Below are 22302 nucleotides of genomic sequence, written 5' to 3'. Positions count from 1 at the left end.
CGGAACTATACGCCAAGATTACACGTAGGTTAACCGTGCGACGATATCTCCCCTTGGTATTAAGTGGTGCGGCGGCACTGGCCTTTCCTGCGGCGCTGGCCTGGGTCTTTCTGCACCCCCCGCGCCGTCGGCACGCACAGACCCCACGCGCCGGCCTGGGGCTCGACTATACCCGTGCGCGCTTCCTCGCCGACGATGGCGTGCGTCTCTCGGGCTGGCTGGTGCCGGCGGCAGAGCCACGCGGGCTGGTGATTCTCTCGCATGGCTACACGGGCTGTCGCGATACCATGTTCCCCTACCTGCGCTTCCTGAACGCGGCAAACTTCTCCGTGCTCCTCTACGACTTTCGTGCCCATGGGTGGAGCGGCGGTCAGCAGGCAACCCTAGGCCTCACCGAGCCACGGGACCTACAAGCCGCGATCCGGTGGGTGGAGACCCAGCCCGAGCTCTCATCGCTCCCGCTCTTTCTCATGGGCGAGAGCATGGGAGCATCGGTCTCCCTTCTCGTCGGGGCGCAGGAGCCATCGGTACGGGCCGTGGTGGCGGACTGTGGCTTTGCCCGGATGGACGGCCCCATTCAGAAGCGTCTGGAGACCTTGTTTGGGGAGCCGATGGGGCGTGCCCTTGCACCTGCGACACAGCGCTTTGGAGAGCGGCTCTTGGGGACCTCGGCACTTCGCATCGCGCCGGAAGAGGCCATTGGCAAGCTGGCTCCCCGTCCCGTGCTGATTGTTCATGGAACGGCAGATGCGCTCGTCACTCCGGACCATGCCCACCGCCTCTATGCGGCAGGTGGGGAGAGTGCGACACTCTGGCTGGTGGAGGGCGCGGGCCACACCCACAGTGTCCAGACCGCCCCCGACTACGCCGAGCGGGTCGTAGATTTTCTGGAAAAATCGATCACCGCCGATTAGAACGGCGGTGCTGGAGAGCCTGCGGCTAGAATGGCCGGAACGGCCTTTGTGTCCGAGGCACGAGGACAGCTAGACGCTCCCGTTCATGGGAGCGAGACGCTACGCGCGGTCGGTCTCGACCTGGAGGCGGATGCTCGCGATGATCTTGGCGACCCGCTCGCACTCCTCCTGGGAGCCGGAGAAGCAGATCGCACGCCCTTCGAGGTGCACCCGCAGCGCGATCTGGAAGCCTGCCTCGACCGTGCAGCCGGTGGCTTTCTGGAGAATCTCGATCACATCGTCAAACGTGTGCCAGTCATCGTTGTAGAGGATCACGACCCAGGGGCCATTGATCTCCACACCGTCGCGGATGTCGCTGAGCTCATCCAGGCCAGGCATATCCAGGTGACTGGGGACAAAGTCCGGAGGAAGCGTCGGGGCTTCTTCAACTTCGGGGCGTTCAATCGTTGTCGGCATAGCTCTGTGAGAGATTTTATCATACAGGAGCCGAGCGAGAGATCAGCCCTGGTGTCTCAGGGGCAACAATTGCGAAAAGCCGCCCAAAGACCTCGACAAGCCGCTCTTGGTCGTCGCTTTGTAGCGTGGGGATTCCCACGCGTCGCCCCAGCTGCATCAGCCGCCGTGCCAGGCCCGAGTCGGTCTCGTAGGCCAGGACCCAGCGGTGTTGGACAAAGCGCTCCGTCACCCCCGCCAGCTCAGGGAGCGCCTCCCGCTCCAGCAAGCGCGCCGCCTCCGGAGCGATCTCAGGCTGGCAGAGTGCTAGCCGCGCGAAGAGATCGTCGGCGTGGGCAGGGTCCGTGCGCAAGAGGTGGGCGTCCATTGCCAGCTCCACCGCCACATGGGCAAAGAAAAACACCCGCGTGAGAGGAAGCGGCCGCAAGAGTTCCTTGGCCTGCTCACAGAGCGCCACAAAGACCGGGTCACGGTGGAAGCGCAGGTCGGCCAGCAAGTGCAGGCGAGCCCCGTCGGCCAGTGCGCCGTCTTTGCCCTCGAGATGGTGCTTTTTCAGAGCCCCCTCCTGGGAGATTCCCAGCCAGTCCGGGAGCAGGTTGCCAGCATAAAACAGAGGCGGGTTGTCGGGGGCAAGCGCGAGCGCAAGAGCGTGGTGCGAGAGGAAGTTCACGCGCGGGAGATGCCCTCGGGGAGCGTGAGGCGGGTCTGGACCGTGCCATCGGTGCTGCGCTGGTGCTCCACCCGCACGAGCCCGTGGGGGGTGGGAAGGGTTCCCCGTGCCCAGTCTAGCTCGCCCAGGTGCGGCTGGCAGTGGAGCTTGCCCATCCCCGGCTCCGCGGCGCGTAGCCCCAGGACCCAGTCGGTCAGCCAGGCGGTGGGGCCGGCGGCCCAGCCGTGGCAGAGCGAGTGGCGCAGGCCCTTGTAGCACCAGTCGCCAAAGTCCGCATGGATATCGGGGCGCCCCCGGACCGGGAGCTCGTCGATCCGGGTGGCGTTGTGTGCCCAGTCCAGCTCAAAGCCCTCCCAGAAGGTAGTCGCGCCCAGATCCAGCATTCCTCCCCAGTAGCTTCGGATCAGCTCCAGGCAGCCGGTGAAGTCGCCTGCCTGTGCCCGTGCCTCTAGGACGTAGTAGCCGTAGAAGGTCGAGAGCCCCCGGTCGGGTCGCACCGAGAAGACATTGCGGTTGGCCAGGTCCGGGTTGCTCATGCCCGCGAGCACTTTCAGAGCGTGGGCTTGCTTGCTGACCGTGGGACGCTCCGCACGCCGGGCGCGCTCGACCACCAGCTCACAGCGCGCCGCCAGCTCCTGCTCCCCCAGCACCCGACAGAGCTGGGTCCCGCGCTGCAGGGTACGCACCACCAGCGCCTGAAGCCCCGCCGCGATCGCATCGGGGTCCCCCGAGGTCGGCCACTCCAGGAAGCGATGGCCATCGAGGAACTCTCCCCCATCCGGGCGGATGCACCGCAGGATTTGCTCCAGGAGCCCCTTGAGATAGCTCCGCTGCTGCATGAGATAGCCAAGGTCGCCAAAGCGGGCGTACCAGTCGGCGTGGATCAGGAGCCACCAGAGAGAGTACGACGAGATCCCGTTCATCCACTGGGGCAGCGGGGTGCGGTCGCGGACAGAATCCAGGCTCTCCCGGACAATCGGGTGGTCGCCAAAGACCGTGGCAATCACCATCGCCTCGGGGTGCAGGTCCCCGATCCAGACCAGGCGATCGCGCTTGATGCCGTCCCAGACATGGTCCTGCATGCACAGGTGCACCGTGTAGGCTCCGGTCTGCCAGATCTGGTTGAGGCGTGGGTCGGAGCACTCAAACGAGCCCTGCCAGGGCTCGGGGCGGATCAGGTGCACGGCCTCAACCGACCGGAGCTGGATCGTGATCCCGGGATCGACATTGTCGATGCGCACAAAGCGAAAGCCCGTCTCCCCCACCTCCGTGCGTCCCATCCAGGCGACCGGCACCCGGTGGTCGTGGATGGCGTGGTCCTGGTCGGGGAGGCCCATGGCCTCACTCACCGACTCCCCAAAGCGCACCCGCACCAAGGGGCTCCCATTGGGCGTGGTGGTCGGGACATCGAGGCGCACCCCACCGTGGAGCTCGCGGCCAAAGTCCAGGAGAATCCAGGCACCGGGAGGAAGCTGGCAAACTTCTTCCGTCTCTTCCAGGAGTGCCTGGGCGAGGCGGGCGTCTTCTTTGGCAACCAGGCGTGTCGGCTTGATAAAAAACCGCGCCCGGGGATCGGGTCTAATAGTCATGTACTCCGATATTATATCGGGAGGCAAGCAAAAACCTTGCAACCAATCGTGTTTTCAAAACACTAATAAGCTATGAAACGACACTTACTCATCATCGACCCGCAGGAGGACTTCTGCAACCCGAGCGGTGCACTCTTCGTCCCCGGGGCGGAGCGGGACATCCCACGCATCGCCGCGCTCCTGAGCCAGCCCCTTGCGGCGGTCCACGTGACCCTCGACACGCACCATGTTTTGGATATCGCCCACCCGCTCTGGTGGCGCGACTCCGACGGAAACCCGCCCGCTCCCTTTACGATTATCGACGAGCTCACGCGCTGGCACGCCGCCGACCCCGCGCACCAGGCCCAGAGCGCGGCCTATGTCGCGGCGCTGGCGCAGAACGGGCGCTACCCGCTGTGCATCTGGCCGCCCCACTGCCTGATCGGGAGCGCGGGCCATGCGGTCGCCGCCGAGCTCTTTGCCGCGCTCTGCGACTGGGAGGCGCGCACGGGCCAGAGCGTGGACTATGTCCGCAAGGGCGAGAACCCCTTCACCGAGCACTACAGCGCAATCGCCGCCGATGTCCCCGACCCGAGCGACCCGGCGACTCTGCCCAACCAAGCGCTGCTCTCGGCGCTCCAAGAGGCCGATGAGATCCTGGTCTGTGGCGAAGCGGGCAGCCACTGTGTTGCCAACACGGTGCGGGATTTGGTCGCCCACGGCATCCCGGCGCAGAAACTCACGCTCCTCACCGATTGCTTCTCGCCGGTCCCTGGCTTCGAGGCCCTGCAAAGCACTTTCCTCAGCGAGCTCACCGCCGTGGGGGCAAAAATTACCGGAGGTTAAAATCCCCGGCAGAAGCAAGGAGCGTCCCGAGGACGCAAAAAATCCTTATACTCTCTGCGTCCTCGGGACGCTCCCTTTTCCGAAGGCGGGTAATTTATTGCCCGACTCATTGCCCGACAAAATCAAGATGATAACATCGCTTTTAGATACCGATCTCTACAAGTTCACCATGATGCAGGTGGTCTGGGGACGCTTTCCCCAGGCGCAGGCCGAGTATGCGTTCCAGTGCCGCACCAAAGACGCCGACCTGGCCCCCTTTGCCGCCGAGATTCGCGCGGAGCTCGACAAGCTCGCCACGCTCCGGCTCCAGCCCGACGAGGCAGCGTTCTTGCGCTCGATCCGCTACCTTCGCCCGGAGTTTGTGGACTTTCTGGAGCATGTCACGCTCGATCCGCGCCAGATTGAGCTCACCACGGAGGGGGGCTTCGCGCTCCGTATCCGAGGGCCGTGGCTGGCGACCATTCTCTTTGAGGTCCCCGTGCTGGCCACCATCAACGAGGTCTGGTCGCGGCACCACTTTCCGCTCACGCCCGAGCGCGAGGCAGAGGGGCTACGACGCTTGGAGGAGAAGCTAGGACAGCTAACAAGCGCCGCAGTTCCCCTCAATGTCATGGAGTTTGGGACGCGGCGGCGGTACTCCCAGGCGTGGCAAGAGCGTGTCACCGCGCGGCTGGCCCCCCACCTGATCGGGACGAGCAATGTGCACCTGGCCCACAAGCTTGGGCTCAAGCCTTTTGGGACCATGGCCCATGAGTTTCTGCAAGCGGGGCAGGCACTGGCCCCCCTGCTCCAGTCCCAGAAGCTCATGCTGGAGGAGTGGATGCAGTTCTACCGCGGGGACCTGGGAATCGCGCTCTCGGATGTCTTTGGCTTCGATGCGTTTCTTGCCGACTTCGACCGGCTCTTTGCCAAGGCCTACGACGGCTGCCGGCACGACTCGGGCGACCCGGCGGCGTGGGGCGAGAGGCTCCTGGCACACTACGAGGCCCTGGGGGTCGATGCCCGTGCCAAGACTGCGGTCTTCTCCGATGGCCTGAATATCCCCAAGGCGATCGCCCTTGCGGAGCGCTTCGACGGGCGGATTCGGACGATCTTCGGGATCGGCACGGACCTGAGCAACGACCTGGGCGACAAGGCGCTTCAGATCGTCCTCAAGCTCGTGCGCCTCAACGGTCAACCCGTGGTCAAGCTCTCCGACTCCCCAGGAAAAGCCATCACCGACGATGCGGCGTACCTGGAGTATGTCCGCGGGATGTTTGCGCCGCACGAATAAGCGCCTGCGCGGTCCCTCGCCCGGCCTGCTGCTCGCCGTAGAGCTTGTAGGCCAGGGTCACCTCGTAGCCGCCTTCGTCGAAGGCGCTGTCCGGGTAGAGGTAGCCGAGATTTCCATTGGCAAACCCAACCGGCCACGCATCGGTCTCAAGCGCCTGCCCGATCTCGGTGAAGATCTCCCCCGGCAGCCCGACAAGGGTAAGCGGCCCCAGTGCAAGCTGCGAGACTGTGGCGCTAGCGAAGCGGCGCTCGGGCTTTTTTCGCACGGCGGCGATCCACTCCAGAAAGCCCTGGTCGATATCCGAGCGCCCGAGTGCGGCGAGCCTCTCCTGCGCCTCCTGCTCCCGCTCGGCGAGTGTTGCGTGGTCGGGATAGGGGTGGAGGGGCAGGCGGGCGCGGCGGTGGACCGCAACGGGGGCAGTCAGCGCGACGCGCTCGCTGGCCGTCGCAGCAGCAAGCACGGCCTCCGCGACCTCCTTGCCGACCCGAGCTGCCTCACTCTCGCCGCGGCTGGTGCCAAAACGAGGGTTGATGTCGCCGCAGCAGCCCTGCAGAAAGAGAGTCGGACAGCCTAGAGCGGGCTCGGCGTGCTCCCGCAGGCTCGCGACCCAGTCGGCGGAGAGCAGGGTGTTCTGGTTCCCCAGCGCGACTGGGTGGCAGGCAAAGTGCACCAGGGTCACCAGGGGGCCGCTGTCGGTCTGTAGCTGCAGTGTCCGAACCCGTGCATCCCGTGGCCCCTCAGCGCGGCGGCGGTTGATCGCCGCATCGCAGCTCGCCTCTCCCAAACGCGCCTCAACCAGGGACCTGGCGCTCGCCTTCGCCTCCTTAGCCGCCATCTCGACCCGCCGAAAGAGCTCACGCGTCCAAGCCACTTCCTTGTCGCCCGTCGCCCGAATCGTCATCGTGGCCGCACCCGAGTGCGTGTGGCTACAGGCGATGAGCACGGCCTCCGGCGCACACCCCACGGCGCGGGCTAGCCGTCGGCGCAGCGCTCCGTCATCACGCGGCGTGAGCCCAATGGTGTCCAGCGCGACAATCAGCGCTCCGTCTATCCAGAGCACGGTCGCACGAAGCGGGTCGCGGACTCCCGTGCTCACAAACCCCGGCACGGGCCGCCCCGCGAACCCCGATAGGCGCGTCCCCACCGGTGGCGTGATATCGGCGAGCGCGACTCCTGCTCTCAATACCCGCCGCCCCCCAGCGAACCGGAGGTCCCGAGCATGCTCTTGGGCTGGCTGGGCCGAGCCTCTTTGATACTGCCGATGAACTTCAGAAACTCTGGCTTGAGCTTGGGCCAGTCGCTCTCATCGCACCAGCAGAGCACCGCACCGATCAGGGTCGCTCCTGCCACCACTGCGCGGTAGCCATGGATCGCCCCCCGCTGGTGCAGGCCTGCTCCTTGCGCCGTGAACTCGTACAAGACCGCATCGGCGACAAAGGTCTTGCTCTCCCCGATAATCATCGCCCCCATGCCGCTGGGACAGGCGGGCTGCTTGGTCTCTTGGTAGCCGGCAAGGCGCTTCCGTACCCCTTTTTTCTGGAGATTTGCGACCGCGAGGGCATTGGACTGCCCCTGCATGGAGCCCGGGGTCAGCTCATTCCCAAAGAGAAGCTGGCCCGTCATCAGGCCACGAACCGTGCTAAAGGTCACCTCCATCGTCCCGCCGCCGGAGGTGACACGGACACCCGGGCTCGTGGTGGTCTGGCCTCCCTCCGCGGCGGTTCCCAGGGGAGTCTTGTCCCAGTTGGTGGGGATGTCGCAAGCAAATGCCTGGTCCGCCGCAAGAAACGGGGTCGTGCCGGTGGGAAGTGCGGCGGGGCCCAGGGGTCGCAGTAGCGCGAAAACGATCGACGCGGCAACCAAAACGCCGGCCCCGATCAGCCAGGGAAGGCGCCGCCGCCCTGCGTCTTCTTCGTCGCGGTAAAAGTCCCGGGTATTGGGCGCGGGCACGGCAGTCCGGGGCGCTCCGGGTGGGGTGACAGGGCCCGTGGGTGCTGGGGCTGCGGGGGGCGCGGGGGGTGTCTCTTTCTTCTCTTCCCCACCGCCCATTGGTGTTAGGCCGCCCCCAAGCGGCTGGAGTCCACTACTCATCTCTACTCTCCTCCTACAGCGCGTATTTTAGCTTAAAACTGCTGTAGGAGAAAAGAGGGAAGGACTGGCCTCGACGGAAATCGTCGGGCTGTAGGGCGTCGTACCTCCGCCGCCTCGCTTCGCTCGGAATTCTCTTGTACCGACAAGGCTCACAATACCGACGAGGCACGAGGAGGCGACCAAAGGCCCCAAAGCCCCGAGGTTTACCGTCGAGGGCGATCACAGGAAGTAAAAAATTTGTGCATCGCCTACTTGATGGTCTCCGGCTCATACCCCAATGCTGGAGCGAGCCAGCGCTCAGCCTCGGCGAGGGTCCAGCCCTTGCGCTGGGCGTAGTCGGCCACTTGGTCACGGTCGATCTTGCCGACCGCGAAGTAGTCGCTCTCGGGGTGGGCGAAGTACCAGCCGGAGACCGACGATGCCGGGTACATGGCCATGCTCTCGGTGAGCGTCATGCCGATGCGCTCGGGCTGAAGCAGCGAGAAGAGCGTGATTTTCTCCGTGTGGTCCGGGCAGGCGGGGTAACCCGGCGCGGGGCGAATTCCCTGGTACTCTTCCTTAATGAGCTGCTCGCTGGTCAGGCTATCGCCAAAGCCCCACTCGCGGCGTGCGCGGGAGTGTAGCCACTCGGCGGTCGCCTCCGCGAACCGATCCGCGAGCGCTTCGAGCAGGATCGCGCTGTAGTCATCGCCGGCGGCCTTGAACGCCTCGACCCGCTCGGCCATCCCGATTCCTGCCGTGACCGCAAAGGCCCCAAGGTGGTCTCCCTCAGGCGCGAGAAAATCGGTCAAGCAGCGGTTGGGCTCCCCCGCCCGCTTCTCGCTCTGCTGGCGCAGGGAGTGGAGACGAACCTCCCCCCCATCCCCCGCCCGGCGGGGGGGATTCAGGGAATCAGTTTCCTTATTGTCCCCCCGCTCGGCGGGGGTTAGGGGGGAAACCAAAACAATATCGTCCCCCACTGGCGTTGCGGGGAAGAAGCCGTAGACCGCGCGGGCCCCGATCCACTCCTCGGCGACCACCTGCTGGAGCATCGCCTGGGCATCGGCGAAGAGCTTGCGCGCCTCCGTGCCGACAATCTCGTCGTCGAAGATCGCCGGGTACTTGCCGTGGAGCTCCCAGGAGATAAAGAACGGGGTCCAGTCGATAAAGGGAACCAGCTCAGCGAGGGGGATATTGTCGAGCACGCGGACACCGGTGAAGCTGGGTGTGGGCGGCGTGTAGGGCCGAGTCGCTCTCCAGCGGTTCTCGCGCGCCTTCTCCAGCGACAGCAGAACAGTCTTCTGCTGGCGCTGGGCGTGCTGGGCGCGGGCGGCCTCTTGCATCGCGGTATTCTCGGCCAGGTAGGCATCGCTCTCGGCCCCGATGAGATTCTGGAGTACCCCGACCGCGCGGCTGGCATCGAGCACGTGGACCGTCTTGGCATAGTGCGGGGCGATCTTCACCGCCGTGTGCAGGCGGCTCGTGGTCGCGCCCCCGATCAGCAGCGGGATATCAAAGCCCTGGCGGGTCATCTCTTTTGCCACATGGATCATCTCATCGAGCGAGGGTGTGATGAGCCCCGAGAGCCCGATCACATCCGCCCCGATCTCGCGCGCCTTGTCGAGGATCTTGTCGCAGGGCACCATGACCCCCATGTCGATCACCTCGTAGTTGTTGCAAGAGACCACCACCCCGACAATATTCTTGCCGATATCGTGCACATCGCCCTTGACGGTCGCGATCAGCATCTTGCCCTGGCTGCCAGTCGCGTTCTGGGCTTTCTCGGCCTCCAAGTACGGTGTCAGCACCGCGACGGAGCGCTTCATCACGCGCGCGGACTTCACCACCTGCGGCAGGAACATCTTCCCCGCCCCAAAGAGATCGCCCACGACGTTCATGCCGTCCATCAGCGGCCCCTCGATCACCAGCAGTGGGCGCTGGTACTTTGCGAGCGCTTCGAGCGTGTCGGCCTCGATATAGTCGGTCAGCCCCTTGAGGAGCGCGTGCTGCAGCCGCTCCTCCACCGTGCCACTTCGCCAGGCATCGTCGGCGCCCGCGGCTTTCTTGCCCTTGCCCTTGACCGTCTCCGCGAGGGTGAGGAGGCGCTCGGTGGCATCGGGGCGGCGGTTGAAGATCACGTCCTCCACATGCTCCAGCAGCTCCTTGGGAATGTCCTCGTAGACCGGAAGCTGGCCCGCGTTGACAATCCCCATGTCCATCCCCGCTTGGATCGCGTGGTAGAGAAACGCCGAGTGCATCGCCTCGCGCACCACATTGTTTCCCCGGAACGAGAACGAGAGATTACTGACGCCGCCGCTGACTTTTGCGCCCGGGAGATTGGCCTTGATCCAGCTGACCGTCTTGATAAAGTCCACCCCGTAGTTGGCGTGCTCCTCCATTCCCGTTCCCACGACGAGGATATTCGGGTCGAAGATAATGTCCTCAGGCGGAAAGCCAACTTCATCAACAAGGATTCGATAAGCACGCTCACAGACTTCGATTTTGCGCTCGTAGGTATCTGCCTGCCCTACTTCATCAAACGCCATAACCACAGCTGCTGCACCATACTGCTTGAGTAAACGAGCCTGACGTTTAAACTTCTCAACATCATCTTTTATCGCAATCGAGTTAGCGATGGACTTGCCAACGCTGCACTTGAGGCCCGCTTCAACCACTTCCCAGCGCGACGAGTCGATCATCAGGGGGACTTTATTGATCCCGGGCTCGGCCTGGATCAGCTTGAGGAAGTGGGTCATGCACGCCTCACGGTCCAGCATCCCCTGGTCGTCGAAGCAGATGTCGATCACCTGAGCGCCGTTGTCCACTTGCTCTAGGGCCACACTCAGCGCGTCCTCGAACTTCTCCTCTTGGATGAGCTTGAGGAACTTCGACGAGCCCGCGACATTGCAGCGCTCCCCGATATTGACAAAGTTGGTCTCCGGGCGCACGACAAATGGCAGGGTTCCCGCGAGGCGAAGGTACGGCTCGACTGTCGGCACGACGCGCGGTGGGAGTCCCTTGACCGCCTCGCCGATTGCCTTGATGTGCGCGGGAGAGTTGCCACAGCACCCGCCGATAATATTGACCAGCCCCGCCTCGGCCCACTCGCGCAGCAGCGGCCCCATGGTCTCCGGCGTCTCGGGAAAGCCCGTCTCCGAGAGCGCATCGGGAAGGCCGGCGTTGGGGTAGGCGATAATCGGGATATCGGCCAGCTCGGCGAGGCGCGCCAGAATCGGGCGCATCTCTTTAGGACCGAGCGAGCAGTTTAGGCCCACGGCAGTGAGCGGGAAGTGGCGAATCGAGTACCAGAGCGCCTCGATATCCTGCCCCGAGAGGTTGCCTCCCGCCAGATCGACAAAGCACGACGCCATCACGGGAATATCGCGCCCCAGCTCCGTCAGTAGCTCGCCAATCGCAAAGAGCGCGGCTTTTAGGTTCAGCGTATCGAAGGTCGTCTCACAGAGCAGCACGTCCACGCCGCCGTCGATCAGCGCCCGCGTCTGGCGGCTGTAGGTCTCCACCAGCTCGTCCCAGCTGACATTGCGGTACGCCGGTCGGTCGGCGTCCACCACCACCGATGCGCTTCTATTCAGCGGCCCAATCGAGCCCGCCACCCAGCGAGGCTTGCCGTCTTTTGCGATCGCCGCATCCACGACTTGGCGGCAGATACGCGCCCCCTCCAGGCTCATCTCATCAGCCCAGTCCTGGAGACCATAGTCTTCTTGGGAGATCGTGGTCGCCGTGAAGGTGTTGGTCTCAATCAGCTCCGCGCCCGCATCGATATAGGCCTGGTGGGTCTCCGCAACAATCTGGGGCTGGGTGAGGTTGAGCAGGTCGGGATTGTTCTTGACATCCTTCGGGTGGTCCTTGAAGCGCTCCCCCCGGAAGTCGGCTTCTTCGAGTCCCTTTTTCTGGAGAAGCACCCCGTAGGAACCGTCGATGAGGAGAATACGCTGGGCAAGATGTGCCCGAAAGTCGGCAGACATGGACGTATTTTATCACTGTCACGCGTTACCCGAACCACAAGGGTTCGGGCTTAAGAGGGCGACGGGCACCTTCGTGCCCAAGCGAATCTACTGCTCGCGAAGGCGAGCGTCGCCCTCTTAAGCCCAGACACTTGTTGTCAGGGCGTACAAGAGAGTAAAATAGCCCCATGCAATCTGCTGCTGAGTGGCGTCGTCGTGCGGAAGCGCTGGAGAAGGCGGGGAAGTTCGCGGAGGCGGCAGACGCCTACCGCAAAGAGGCCGCGATCTACCGCAAGAACGGGGATACCGAGGGGGCGCGTGTCGAGGAGGGCAAGGCGGCCCGCATCTCTAGCAGCGTCCAGCTCTTTGCCCACCTGCCGACGGTCGCGCCCAAGATTATGTCGCCACTAGCCAAGTGGGAGCCGCCCTACGGGTGCTACCTCGGGGGCTTTATCGACCGCGACGAGCGCCTGGGCACTACGTTTCAGGACGAGAACTTCCAGAGCCACGAGGACCCGGCGGCCTTTGGGGAGAAGACCGGCAAGAAGCACGCGAGTGTCTTTTGTTATGTCAGCTACGGACGGCCGTTTCCTAAGAAGTGGGTCGCGCGGCTCAAAGAACAAGGGGTCGCGCCGCATATCGCCTGGGAGCCCAACGATGGCCTGCAAGTGGTCAAGCAAGATACCTACCTGCGCCAGTTCGCCCAAGACGCCGCCGAGGCAGACTGCCCGATCTTTCTGCGCTACGCCTCGGAGATGAACGGCGACTGGACCCGCTACGGCGGCGATGCCAACGCGGCTGACTATATCGTCAAGTGGCAGCTCGTGCGGCAGGTCTTTGCCCAGATTGCGCCCAATGTGGCGATGGTCTGGTGTGTCAATGTGATCCCAGAGAAGAACATCACCAAGTTCTACCCCGGCGATGCCTATGTCGACTGGGTGGGCATTAATTTCTACTCGGTCCCGTTCTACGACAACGATCCCAAGCGCTCGGGGATGGCGGACAACCCGGCGGACTACCTCAAGTATGTCTACGCGACCTACGCCCCCAAGAAGCCTATCGCGATCTGTGAGTTTGGCGCGTCCCACCTCTCCAAGGCCGATGGCAAGGACCGGAGCGCCTGGGCCAGCAAGAAGATCAACGAGCTCTACGCCTCATTGCCGCGCCTCTACCCGCGCGTGAAGCTGGTCGATATCTTCGACATGGACAACCTAAAGTACGCCACACCGGGCCGCCAGCTCAACAACTACTCGGTGACCGACTCCGACGAGGTCTTGGCGGGCTACAAGCGGGCGATTGCGTCGGACTACTTCCTCTCCCGTATCGGCGCGACGGCCAAAGTGGCGACCACGGTTCCGATTCCTGCGACCGGCCTCACGGTTCCGAGCGGCACGCTCCGGGTCTCGTCGTGGGCGCGCTGCTACGCCGAGTCGTTCCGGGTGACCTACCAAGTGGACGGTAAAGACGCCGCCTCCGCCACCGAGCCTGGCGGTCGCGAGGCAACACTCACGCTCTCCCCCGGCCCCCACAAAATCACCGCTATCGTCACCGACGACAAAGGCCGTGTGGCGACCAAGACAGAAGCGAGCGTGACGGCGAAGTAGCTCGCCCCGGTTGGAGCGGGGCGTCTCGCTGTCGTCGCAAGCTCCGACACGAAGGCCTCCGGCCATACCGAATTATGGGCGCAGCCCTTTGTGTCCGAGGCACGAGGACAGCAAGACCGGGTACCCCTTGGGTGCGTTCCTGGGAGCGATCTAAACGCGAACGATCTAACGATCCCCTACTCCCGGTCGGAGGGCATGGCGAAGTCGCCGTTGGCGTCGAGCTCGAAGGCTTCGAGAGCAAGCAGGTCCTCGCTCTCAATCCCGGCGTAGACCCGCAGGCGGTGGAGCTGCTCGGTGTCGTAGTCGTCGAGCATCCCGGCGGCTTGGTAGTGGTGCACGGCGTAGTCGTCGAGGCGTAGGTCGGAGTAGAGATCGGCGAGGAGGCAGTGGTAGGGCGCGTTCTTCGGCGCGAGGCGCAGGGCCTGGCGTACCGCGAGCGCGGCGTCCCGGTACATCTTGCGGCGGCGGTAAAACGCGCCCAGCCGGACATTGTAGTAGGCATCGTAGGGCGCAAAGAGAGTCGCTTGCTGCAGCTCCCGGATGGCCTCATCGAAGCGCTCCGCACGGCCGTAGAGATCGCCGAGCCAGAAGTGGTAGAAGCCGTCCTGGGGCTTGAGCTTGACGGTCTCCTCCAGCTCCGCGATCGCGGCGGGGAGATCGCCCATCTGGAGCAGGGCCTCGCTCAGGCGGTAGCGGTACCAGGCATTGTCGGGGGCGAACTGGAGGGCGGTGCGGTACTCATGGACCGCGCTGGGGAGGCGGCCGTAGCGGTGGTAGAGCTCGCCCATCGAGAAGTGCGGCTCGGCCTTGCGGGGAGAGAGCTTGATGGCGCGCTTGTACTGACGAAAGGCGTTGAGGCCCTGACCGGAGTAGGCGTAGGCATCGCCCAAGTTCACCCGGTGGTCGCTCTCATCCTCGCCCGTCTTGCGGGCAGCGCGAACCGCTCCCCGGTACTTGTCCAGTGCCTCCCCGATATTGCCCTCATCGAGGCGCTTCTCCCCTTGCTCGGAGAGGAGCTGTGCGGTGGGCTGTGCCTCGTCCTCGTCGCCCGAGAGCGTGGAGTAGGGATCGCTGTCTCGGACATCGTCATCGGGCTCTTCGTGCCCGGCCTCGCCCGATGTCGGAGCGGCATTTTCTTCCGCCACAGGTGCCAGGTCGTCGTCGCGTTCGTCCATTTGTTCTCAGAATGCCTTCCTGCTGTCCAGCAAGATCGTCACCGGGCCATCGTTTGTGAGCTGCACCTGCATGTGGGTGCGAAAGGTGCCGGTCTGGGTGGGAACCCCGCGTGCTTGAAGGGCGGCTACCACGCGCTCATAGAGCCGCTTGCCCTCGTCGGGGCGGGCGGCGGCAAGCCAGCTTGGGCGTCGTCCCTTGCGGCAGTCCCCCATCAGCGTAAACTGTGAGACCACCAGCACCGCGCCCGCCGTCTCCGTCACCGAGCGCTCCATGCCACTGGCTTCTCCCTCGGGGGGAAAGAGGCGAATCTCGGCGATCTTGGTAGCGATTGTCTCGGCGTCCGTGTCGGTATCGCCCTCGGCGACCCCCAGCAGGACCAGCAGACCGGAGCCGATCTGACCGACAACCTCGCCCTCCACGGATACCGATGCCTCGGTCACTCTCTGTAGTACGGCTCGCACAGGAACTGATTTTATCACGCAGTGGTCAGGGGTCAAGCCCATAGAGACTTGTGTAGCTCGCGCGTACCAGCTCCGCCTCCGCCTGGGCTTCCTCGGCGTGCTCCGGGTGCGTGCGTGCAAGGGAATCCAGAAAGTCCGCGGCCGCTTGGTAGGCCGGGCGCTCGTAGCGGGCCATGACATCGGTGCGGGTAAAGACCCCGCTCCAGAACGAGTGGGTCTTGAGCAGGGGATGCTGGCGCGTGTGGTACTCCTCGTGGACCAGAGTCTCCGCCAACCCAACCACGCCTTGGTAGAGCGCCTCGGGGCCAATCAGGATCACGCCGGTAAAGCGCGTCACCTGCCCCCGGTCCTCCAGAGTCGGGACATAGCGGATCGTGCAGCGCCGCAGGTGCGCCGCGACTGCCTCGTAGCCGGGCACCGTCGCGATTAGCGTGATGGCCTCGTCGAGCCGCGCGTCAGGGCTCAGAGCGCACCACCAGCTCAAGATAGCCTGTCTCGGGGTCGGGCTCGCGGTCGAAGATCACACCGGGCAGGACTCCCAGAACCAGCTCCGCGGTCGTGCGCACTAAGCAGCCGTCGAGGAGATGTCCCCCCAGGGTCTGCCCCTGCTCATCGGCGACCGTGAGGTGCAAGTGAACCCCACCGCGCCCCAGGGTTCCGACAAGGCTGAGGATTTCCAGAGGCCGCTCCAGAGTCGCCCCCTCGGACTTGCCCGCGTAGCGCAGGTTCGCCGTGCTCAGGCTCCCCACACAAGTCAGCACGCACGCCGCGCCGATCCCCTCGCGCTGGCTCAGGGCGACCAGCGCTTGCTTCAGATCCTGCCCCGGTGTGAGCCGGAGGGCAACTACTGTGCAAGCTTCTTGAGCCATGGGTTCTCCGGGTCGTCCTTTCGGGTCTTATCGTACCAAGCGCGCGCCTTTGCCGGATCGCTCTCCAGCCGCCCTAGCGCCGCAAACGCCGCCGCACGCAGCTTCCCTGCAGGGAGTGTCTCGCTTGCCTTCACCAGGCTCTTCTGCGCCTCCCCAGTCTTGCCCTGGCTGGCTTTTAGGAGTCCTAGGGCCAAGGTGGCTTCCCCGGAAGAGTCGTACCGAAGTGCGATGCGGTACCATGCCTCGGCCTTGTCGTCTTTTTTCAGCGCCTGGAAGTAGATATTTCCCTGCTCGAGAAGCGCCTGCCCCAGCTGTTTCTCGGTGAGGCCGGCAGTATTGGGGGTGAGCTTCCCCAGCGCGGCTAGTGCTTCGGTGTGATTTCCCAGTGCCATCTGCGAGTAGCCGAGATAGAGCTGGGCCTCGGGGTCTTCGAGGCCGGTGAGGCGCTTGATCGCGGCTTCGTAGCCCCCGGCGGCGTAGTAGGCCAGCCCGACGGCTTTAAGTGCCTTGGGGTCTTTAGGGTGTTTCGCCAGCTCGGTCTCGACCCGATCGACATTGGTGTCGGTTCCGGGGGGGACGAGGCGCCGGCGGAAGATATCGGCGTAGAGGACGACTGTCGAAGCAGGGGTCGGGCTCGCGGCGGGGAGCTTGATCTCCAGAGGCTTGGGCTTCTCGCGTGGCCCCTCACAGCCCGAGGCTAACAAAAACAGGTAAACCCAGGGAGATAATTTCATAGAGCTATAGTATCGCCTCAGTAGGAGTAGGTAGAATCAAAAAATGAAGCGACTTATCTTACCCCTGGTTCTCGTCTGTGCGGCCACTCTCCCGGCGAGCGCACAAGTGCAGCTCTCTCTTCTGACTAGTGTCAGCCTCACGGGCGCGATGGGCAATGGGATCCAGCCCTCGGCGGTGGCCTGGGACGGCACCAATGCCTGGGTCGGGGTCTACAACAACTCGGGGGCGGCGGCCAACACGTTTATCGTCCCGGTCGCCAATGTCCTGACCTCGCCGACCGTCGGGACGAGCTTTGGCACCTTCAGCACCAGCAATACCCGCGGAATCTCCAGCCTCTCGGTCAATAGTAGCGGAACCCTGATCGCCTCCCTGGACAACGGTGCGAACAATGCCAGCTCGATCCGTGCCTTCACCGGAAGCACAGGGACACAGCTCTGGGCACTCGGGGATGCGGCCGGAGGCAACGACTCTGCCAAGCGTGGCAACGGCACGGCCTTCGATCCGGGCTTCAACGGCACGGGAACCAACGCGGGGGGGGCGGCGTTCCTCTCGATCGGCTCGGGGCGGCGCTTCGTGGTCAATCCGACCACCGGGGCGTACCTCAACGGCGGCACGGGAGGCAACGCCGATGCGATCATCAACTTCTCCCCCACCAGCACCACCTGGCGGGATCTGGCCTTCGACCCGGCAACCGGCGATCTCTACACCCGGGAGAGCAACCGGATCGGCAAGGCGACCCGCACGAGCAACAACGGCTTCTCCGGCAACGCCAGCACGACCCTGGTAGCGAGTGTGGGCGCGACCGCGGTGGACAGCCAGAACATCGCCTTTGTCAATAACAGCGCCACGGGCAACTTCCTGCTGGTCAACAACCGAGCCAGTGGAGCCAGCGGCCAGCAGCTGGGGACGGTTCTGCAGGCCTACACCACCACAGGAACGGCGCTCACGCTGGCCTTCACGGGGATCGACCCGGTGGCAACGGTGGGTGTCGGGTCCTACGACTTCTCCTACGACTCTGTCAGCAAGACCCTGGCGGTGAGCGACTTCTCCAACAAGCAGCTCTATATCTTCTCGGTCGGCGCGAGCGCGGGCTCGGTGGCTCCGGAGCCGGGAACCCTAGCGCTGTGCGCCCTCGGGCTGGGCGTCGGGCTGGGCCTGCGCCGCAAGCAGACGCGCTAGCCACACAACGCAAAAAGAGGCCGCCCGCCGGAAGATCCGGCGGGCGGCCTCTTTCTTTTCCTGGGGCTCAGCGACGGCGGCGAGCACCAAGGGCGAGGGCTCCCAGGCCCAGCAGACCGAACGCCAGGGTCCCTGGCTCCGGCACCACCCCGGCAATGCCGCCCCCGAGGCCAAAGAGATCCTGGGAGAGGCGAAGCTCATCGAAGAAAGCGCTTCCATTCCAGTTGCGCGAGGCGTAGTTTAGCCGGACCAAGTCGGTATTGGAGGAGAGGACATTGGCGTTGGCGATCGTGCCGGTGCTGGCACTCGACGTTCCCAAGGTGGTCTCGTCGGTGAAGTCCGTGGGGTTGAGCCACCAAGAGACAGAGTCGGTGATGCCTGCGGTGTTGACCTGGATCTTCACTACCACGGCGTTCGTGATATTATCGAGAGCAGTCCCCGCCCCCGAGGCCAGCACCGTCTCCTGCCAAGCCGCCGTGCCTCCATTGTCCCGGTAGCGAATCGCCAGGTTTCCCACATCACCCGAGTAGCCCACAAAGAGCCCTGGGCCGGTCGCCGCTCCGGCGACCTCACTCGCCAGCGTGGGAGCAGCCGTCCCCCCGAAGCCTGCCATGACATAGTTGCGCCCGGTGGTCGCGGGCACCGCGCCGCGGTTGAGGAGAATACTCATCCAGTAGGTGGAGCTGGAGGGAGCGGCGGGTGCGAGGTTCCGTGCCGTAGAGCGCACGGTATTGTCGAGGCCTGTTGCCGAGTACGTGACCTTCCCACTGGCGGAGCTGCTCGCGTTCAGAGGAGCGTAGTTCAGCCCCGACGATGTCGCAGCGAACTGGGCGGTTCCGGTTCCCCCAGCGTACCGCCCGGACTGGAACCCAATCGTCGCCAGCCCCGTGAGCACACCGGTATTGTTACTCAGTGCGGTATTTGCGGGATACTCCCCGTTGGCGAGGTTACTACCAATCGGGTAGGCGTCCGCCGCGATCAGCTGCGCGTGGGCAGCAGAAGAAACCCCAAACAGACTAGTGAGCCCCAAGAGAGTAAGCGATGCGAGTTTGTCTTTTTGTCTCATGATTATTACCGCCCTATGTGATTGGAGGATTATAGCACATAGAAATCCGTTTATTTATCAAGATCAAAAGATTTATTTCCGCTATTCCATATCCTGCGAGCATCCTAATCAAAATAAATTATGAATATACAACTCAATTACAAAAACATAAACAAGCAAAAACAGACAGTACAAAACACTTAATAAAAAACCAAAAACATACAATACGCCCACAAACAAACCATCAATCAAAACCAATCCAAAATCTACACAATACTATAACCAAAACAAGATCACAATCCCGATAATATCATACCAGCAAAAAACACACACAAAACACGAAAAACAGTATTTACGAGGATAGCCTGACAGCAGTTCAAATTTTCAAATCTCCATGCAACAAGAGAGATTCTATTTGTCTACATTCTAGAATAAAACGCTAAACTTCTCCTCGTGAAACTTTCTCAACAGAGCTCACTAAACTTTTCACGAGGAGTAAAGAGCAAAACGCTCACGAATAGGCAATTTTACCTAACCTTGCGGGCCATCCATCTTGATGGTTCTCCGGTCCTTGGCATCCAATTTCGGAACCTCCACCTGATCGCCCGGCTTGAGGCCCGAGAGAATCTCGACCCGGGCATCGTCCTTGAGGCCAAGCGTCACCTGCCGCTCTTCTTTCGCAGCTTTCTTCCCGGTTCCCGTCACGACCACCACTTTGTTTCCCGGACGGAGCGCCTCGGCGGGCAGAACCACAACATTGTCTTTCTTATTGAGCAGGATATCCACGTTGGCGGTCATGCCGGGGCGCAGCCGCCTGTCGTGCTCCGTGACCGCGATCTTGACTTCAAAGCGGACAATGTTGCCGCTGGCGCTGGCACTGGTGCCTTGCTGGGTGCTGGTGAGCGAGGCGGGCGCAAGCGAGACGACTCGGCCATGAAAGGTCCCCTCTTGAATGCCGTCCACACGAATCTCCACGGGCAGCCCCACCGAGAGCCGGGAGACATCGACCTCATTCACATTGACCTTCACCTGCATCTTGGCCAGATCCGCGATCGTGACAATCGCCGCGCCTTGGGCAAACCCCGCCGTGGCCGAGGCGACCAGCTCCCCCTCTTCCAGGTACTTGCCGGTCACCTCGCCCGCGATCGGGGCGACAATGCGGGTCTCCTTGAGCTGTACGGACTGCTCCGCGAGGCGGTTCTCGCTCTGGGCGACATCGGCCTGGGAGCGCAGGATATCCTTACTCCGCACCTGCGCCTGGCGCGCATTAGCACGCTCGGTAGCGAGCTGGACCTCGGCGGTCTTGAGCGCGACTTGTGCCTGGTTGTAGCGCACCTTCGACTGCTCGACACGCACCTTGGCGGTCTCGACCCGAATCTTGGCCGACTCCACCGCCATCTTGGCCGTGTCCACCCCGATCTGGGTGGGGGCGATATCTTCCTTGCGCGGCCCCTCCTTGAGGAGCTCGACCCGCTGCTGGGCACTGGCCAGATCGGCCTCCGCGAGATCGATCTGGGTGCGTGCGGAGTCCACCTCCTGCTGGGAGATGTAGCCCTTCTCCAGCAAGAGCTTGCGGCGCTCCAGAGTCCGGTTGGCATCGGCGATCTGGGCCTTGATGCGCCGGACACTCTGCTCGGCCTGCTGGATGTCCTGAGAGCGGGTCGGGGCCGATGCCTGGTCAACACGGGTCTGGGCCTGGACAATCCCCACCTTGGCATTGTCCAGCGCGACCTCGGCATCCCGAAGGCCCACCTCGGCGTCTTTAACATTCACCCCCGCCTCGCGCAGGCTGACCTTGGCGTTCTCCAGCCCGACCTCCGCGCGCCGGACCGCGAGCGCCGTGGTCTGGAGGGAGAGCTGGTAGTTCTCCCGCGACTGGGCAAGCCCCGCCTGGCTGGCCTGGAGCTGCGCCTGCACACTGGCGACCTGGCGAGAGACCTCCGTGGGATCGACTGTCGCCAGGGGAGCGCCCACGCCCACGCGGTCGCCGGGCCTAACAAAGATCTTGAGCAAGCGTCCCCCGACCCGCGACTTCACATCGACCTTGGTCACCGGCTCCAAGGTCCCCGTCTCCGAGACCTTGATAGCGATCGCCCCGGTCTTGGCGGTCACGAGCCGCCCCAGTTCCGGCTTGGCCGTCGCCTTTGCCTGCATTCGGGAGTAACCAAAGCCCGCGCCCCCCAGCACCACCAGCCCAATAATCGCTGTCCGTAAAACTTTTCCTGACACCTGTCTTGCCCTCTTCGCACACTAGGACAGCACTTGCTTGCGGCAGGTTACAAATTCAGGCGGTAGAATACGGCAAAGGAGCGTTTACCGATGAAGAAATCTGTTCTCTGGACTGCCGCAGGTGTCGTCACCGCCACCGCGATCTGGGCTGCGATCAGCCTCCCACAGCGCACCGTGCACTGCAACAAGAACGCCACCGTCGCTGTGCAGGCCCCTCCGACACAAAGCACACTGACTATCCAAGGCCCCAACGCGAGCATCCTGGCTCCTCTTGCGGAGTCGCAGACCTTCTCTTGGGATGGCTGTACCGCCACCATCACACGGGATCATGGGATTAGACGTGTACGAGCGCAGTGGGGCACCTCCCCCCAGCCGGTAACCATCACCGTCACCAAGCAGGTCGTTGAGAATGGTCCTCACTACTACAGCCGAAGCACGACCTCTTACAACCGGCTCGTCCAAGTCGGCGAGTCGTTCCAGCTCTAACTCCAAAGGAAAATAGCCCGCCGCAAACACTGCGGCGGGCTATTTTTATTTTCCTACCGAACTCCGAGGCGCCGGCAGACATTCTCCCAGGAGTCCGACGACTTGAACACCTCACGGACGGTGTAGAAGCGTCCCGGATCGGTGAGGCGTGTGTAGAGCAGGAAGGCAGTCTCTTCCTGATCCCTGGGCTGGTCGACCACCTTGATCAGCTCCCGGAGCTGTCCCACACTGATCCACGGCCCCACCGCCAGCTGCCGCACGATCCGCATCTCCTCGCTCGCGGTCCGTGCCCGGTGCACCGAGAAAAGGACCTGGTCGAACTCGCTGTCACGGATGGCCTGACGCTCACGAGAGCGGTCCAGCGACGGACTGTAGCCTTGGTTCCGCAGGCGGGAGATCTCTCGCTCTAGGTCCCGGGCATTGCGCTCCGAGCTCTCCAAGAGCAGCTCCAGGCGGCGGCGGTCGCTGTCTCCGTCGCGGCGAACCTCGCGCTCCCGTGCGCCCCCGTTTTCGCGCACGGTGCCACGGGATGCCAGCAAGACCCGATCCAGGAGACCGCGCGCCTCCCGTAGGTCATCGCCTAGGTCGCGCGCCATTGCCTCGGGGGTGGTGGCTCGAACCCGCTCCCGCTGTGCCCACACCGGCACCAGGGCCCCCATGCCCACCACGGTCGCTAGCATCACAATCGTCTGTCGTTTCATTGTCGTCTCTCCTATGCTTTATACAACGATTTTGCCGCGCTGTCCGTGACCGAGGGAC

General features: G+C 63.6%; 20 protein-coding genes. 6 read left to right on the top strand and 14 right to left on the bottom strand.

The annotated features are described in order from the left end of the window. Positions 1 to 35: 35 nt before the first annotated feature. Complete coding sequence (locus HNQ39_RS15915; RefSeq protein ID WP_184198315.1) at positions 36 to 914, top strand: alpha/beta fold hydrolase; 879 nt, start codon at positions 36 to 38, stop codon at positions 912 to 914. A 99-nt stretch (positions 915 to 1013) separates the two neighbouring features. Here the strand turns inward: HNQ39_RS15915 and HNQ39_RS15910 are convergent, their stop codons facing one another. From HNQ39_RS15910 to HNQ39_RS15900, 3 genes are read right to left on the bottom strand one after another with little or no spacing between them, the layout of a single operon-like run. Beyond that, entirely contained in the window at positions 1014 to 1370 is a 357-nt protein-coding gene (locus HNQ39_RS15910; RefSeq protein WP_184198312.1) for an ATP-dependent Clp protease adaptor ClpS, read from the bottom strand. A 19-nt stretch (positions 1371 to 1389) separates the two neighbouring features. Beyond that, on the bottom strand, positions 1390 to 2037 hold the full coding sequence (locus tag HNQ39_RS15905) for an ACP phosphodiesterase (protein WP_184198309.1): 648 nt from the start codon (positions 2035 to 2037) through the stop codon (positions 1390 to 1392). Then, positions 2034 to 3626, bottom strand: coding sequence for an alpha-L-rhamnosidase-related protein (locus tag HNQ39_RS15900; protein ID WP_184198306.1), 1593 nt, complete (start codon positions 3624 to 3626; stop codon positions 2034 to 2036). Before HNQ39_RS15900 ends, HNQ39_RS15905 begins: the two co-directional genes overlap by 4 nt. A gap of 72 nt (positions 3627 to 3698) precedes the next feature. On the opposite strand from HNQ39_RS15900, the gene HNQ39_RS15895 reads away from it, so the two are divergent. Both HNQ39_RS15895 and pncB read left to right on the top strand, forming a co-directional pair. Continuing rightward, positions 3699 to 4451, top strand: a complete 753-nt coding sequence (locus HNQ39_RS15895; protein ID WP_184198303.1) for a cysteine hydrolase family protein — start codon at positions 3699 to 3701, stop codon at positions 4449 to 4451. Positions 4452 to 4578: 127 nt separating this feature from the next. Beyond that, a complete protein-coding gene (gene pncB, locus HNQ39_RS15890; protein WP_184198300.1) occupies positions 4579 to 5724 on the top strand; it encodes a nicotinate phosphoribosyltransferase in 1146 nt (381 codons plus the stop codon). Here pncB and HNQ39_RS15885 read toward each other — a convergent pair. The 3 genes from HNQ39_RS15885 to metH form a co-directional block, all read right to left on the bottom strand. Further along, on the bottom strand, positions 5666 to 6907 hold the full coding sequence (locus tag HNQ39_RS15885; protein ID WP_184198297.1) for a hypothetical protein: 1242 nt from the start codon (positions 6905 to 6907) through the stop codon (positions 5666 to 5668). The two genes, pncB and HNQ39_RS15885, sit on opposite strands and share 59 nt — an antisense overlap. Further along, on the bottom strand, positions 6904 to 7815 hold the full coding sequence (locus tag HNQ39_RS15880) for a hypothetical protein (protein WP_184198293.1): 912 nt from the start codon (positions 7813 to 7815) through the stop codon (positions 6904 to 6906). The genes HNQ39_RS15885 and HNQ39_RS15880 overlap by 4 nt, the downstream gene beginning before the upstream one ends. 248 nt (positions 7816 to 8063) lie before the next feature. Continuing rightward, complete coding sequence (gene metH, locus HNQ39_RS15875; protein ID WP_184198290.1) at positions 8064 to 11780, bottom strand: methionine synthase; 3717 nt, start codon at positions 11778 to 11780, stop codon at positions 8064 to 8066. Between the two features lie 167 nt (positions 11781 to 11947). Between metH and HNQ39_RS15870 the strand changes: the two genes are divergently transcribed. Beyond that, positions 11948 to 13363 carry a glycoside hydrolase family 26 protein gene (locus tag HNQ39_RS15870; RefSeq protein WP_184198288.1) on the top strand — a complete coding sequence of 472 codons (1416 nt, stop codon included), beginning with the start codon at positions 11948 to 11950 and terminating at the stop codon, positions 13361 to 13363. A 176-nt stretch (positions 13364 to 13539) separates the two neighbouring features. Here HNQ39_RS15870 and HNQ39_RS15865 read toward each other — a convergent pair whose 3' ends face one another. Genes HNQ39_RS15865 through HNQ39_RS15845 form a run of 5 tightly spaced genes read right to left on the bottom strand, consistent with a single transcriptional unit; the run spans position 13540 to position 16603 of the window. Continuing rightward, complete coding sequence (locus HNQ39_RS15865) at positions 13540 to 14538, bottom strand: tetratricopeptide repeat protein (protein ID WP_184198285.1); 999 nt, start codon at positions 14536 to 14538, stop codon at positions 13540 to 13542. Positions 14539 to 14544: 6 nt separating this feature from the next. Then, a complete protein-coding gene (dtd, locus tag HNQ39_RS15860; RefSeq protein WP_184198282.1) occupies positions 14545 to 15000 on the bottom strand; it encodes a D-aminoacyl-tRNA deacylase in 456 nt (151 codons plus the stop codon). Positions 15001 to 15025: 25 nt separating this feature from the next. Then, a complete protein-coding gene (locus HNQ39_RS15855) occupies positions 15026 to 15484 on the bottom strand; it encodes a hypothetical protein (RefSeq protein WP_184198279.1) in 459 nt (152 codons plus the stop codon). Then, positions 15456 to 15869 (bottom strand): PPC domain-containing DNA-binding protein, encoded by a 414-nt coding sequence (locus HNQ39_RS15850; RefSeq protein ID WP_184198276.1) that lies wholly within the window; start codon positions 15867 to 15869, stop codon positions 15456 to 15458. Before HNQ39_RS15850 ends, HNQ39_RS15855 begins: the two co-directional genes overlap by 29 nt. Then, the gene (locus HNQ39_RS15845; RefSeq protein ID WP_184198273.1) at positions 15845 to 16603 is read right to left on the bottom strand and encodes a tetratricopeptide repeat protein; all 759 of its coding nucleotides are present in this window, start codon (positions 16601 to 16603) and stop codon (positions 15845 to 15847) included. Before HNQ39_RS15845 ends, HNQ39_RS15850 begins: the two co-directional genes overlap by 25 nt. 43 nt (positions 16604 to 16646) lie before the next feature. Between HNQ39_RS15845 and HNQ39_RS15840 the strand changes: the two genes are divergently transcribed. Then, on the top strand, positions 16647 to 17783 hold the full coding sequence (locus tag HNQ39_RS15840; protein WP_184198270.1) for a PEP-CTERM sorting domain-containing protein: 1137 nt from the start codon (positions 16647 to 16649) through the stop codon (positions 17781 to 17783). Between the two features lie 67 nt (positions 17784 to 17850). Here the strand turns inward: HNQ39_RS15840 and HNQ39_RS15835 are convergent, their stop codons facing one another. Beyond that, positions 17851 to 18849: a PEP-CTERM sorting domain-containing protein gene (locus tag HNQ39_RS15835; protein WP_184198267.1), complete on the bottom strand. Its 999-nt coding sequence runs from the start codon at positions 18847 to 18849 to the stop codon at positions 17851 to 17853. Positions 18850 to 19359: 510 nt separating this feature from the next. Then, positions 19360 to 21057, bottom strand: coding sequence for an efflux RND transporter periplasmic adaptor subunit (locus tag HNQ39_RS15830; protein ID WP_184198263.1), 1698 nt, complete (start codon positions 21055 to 21057; stop codon positions 19360 to 19362). Between the two features lie 90 nt (positions 21058 to 21147). Here HNQ39_RS15830 and HNQ39_RS15825 point away from each other — a divergent pair, with 90 nt between their 5' ends. Next, complete coding sequence (locus tag HNQ39_RS15825; protein WP_184198260.1) at positions 21148 to 21543, top strand: hypothetical protein; 396 nt, start codon at positions 21148 to 21150, stop codon at positions 21541 to 21543. A gap of 53 nt (positions 21544 to 21596) precedes the next feature. On the opposite strand, the gene HNQ39_RS15820 is transcribed toward HNQ39_RS15825, so the two are convergent. Beyond that, complete coding sequence (locus HNQ39_RS15820; protein ID WP_184198257.1) at positions 21597 to 22244, bottom strand: DUF4476 domain-containing protein; 648 nt, start codon at positions 22242 to 22244, stop codon at positions 21597 to 21599. Positions 22245 to 22302 lie beyond the last annotated feature (58 nt).

Origin of the sequence: Armatimonas rosea (assembly GCF_014202505.1) — a bacterium.
GTDB classification, from domain to species: Bacteria; Armatimonadota; Armatimonadia; order Armatimonadales; family Armatimonadaceae; genus Armatimonas; species Armatimonas rosea.
This window is presented reverse-complemented; position numbering and strand designations above follow the sequence as displayed.

Coding starts and splice junctions, on each gene's coding strand:
- HNQ39_RS15910 (WP_184198312.1), bottom strand. CDS start 1,370: ATGCCGACAACGATTGAACGCCCCGAAGTTGAAGAAGCCCCGACGCTT.
- HNQ39_RS15900 (WP_184198306.1), bottom strand. CDS start 3,626: ATGACTATTAGACCCGATCCCCGGGCGCGGTTTTTTATCAAGCCGACA.
- HNQ39_RS15895 (WP_184198303.1), top strand. CDS start 3,699: ATGAAACGACACTTACTCATCATCGACCCGCAGGAGGACTTCTGCAAC.
- pncB (WP_184198300.1), top strand. CDS start 4,579: ATGATAACATCGCTTTTAGATACCGATCTCTACAAGTTCACCATGATG.
- HNQ39_RS15880 (WP_184198293.1), bottom strand. CDS start 7,815: ATGAGTAGTGGACTCCAGCCGCTTGGGGGCGGCCTAACACCAATGGGC.
- metH (WP_184198290.1), bottom strand. CDS start 11,780: ATGTCTGCCGACTTTCGGGCACATCTTGCCCAGCGTATTCTCCTCATC.
- HNQ39_RS15870 (WP_184198288.1), top strand. CDS start 11,948: ATGCAATCTGCTGCTGAGTGGCGTCGTCGTGCGGAAGCGCTGGAGAAG.
- HNQ39_RS15865 (WP_184198285.1), bottom strand. CDS start 14,538: ATGGACGAACGCGACGACGACCTGGCACCTGTGGCGGAAGAAAATGCC.
- HNQ39_RS15850 (WP_184198276.1), bottom strand. CDS start 15,869: ATGGCTCAAGAAGCTTGCACAGTAGTTGCCCTCCGGCTCACACCGGGG.
- HNQ39_RS15845 (WP_184198273.1), bottom strand. CDS start 16,603: ATGAAATTATCTCCCTGGGTTTACCTGTTTTTGTTAGCCTCGGGCTGT.
- HNQ39_RS15840 (WP_184198270.1), top strand. CDS start 16,647: ATGAAGCGACTTATCTTACCCCTGGTTCTCGTCTGTGCGGCCACTCTC.
- HNQ39_RS15835 (WP_184198267.1), bottom strand. CDS start 18,849: ATGAGACAAAAAGACAAACTCGCATCGCTTACTCTCTTGGGGCTCACT.
- HNQ39_RS15825 (WP_184198260.1), top strand. CDS start 21,148: ATGAAGAAATCTGTTCTCTGGACTGCCGCAGGTGTCGTCACCGCCACC.
- HNQ39_RS15820 (WP_184198257.1), bottom strand. CDS start 22,244: ATGAAACGACAGACGATTGTGATGCTAGCGACCGTGGTGGGCATGGGG.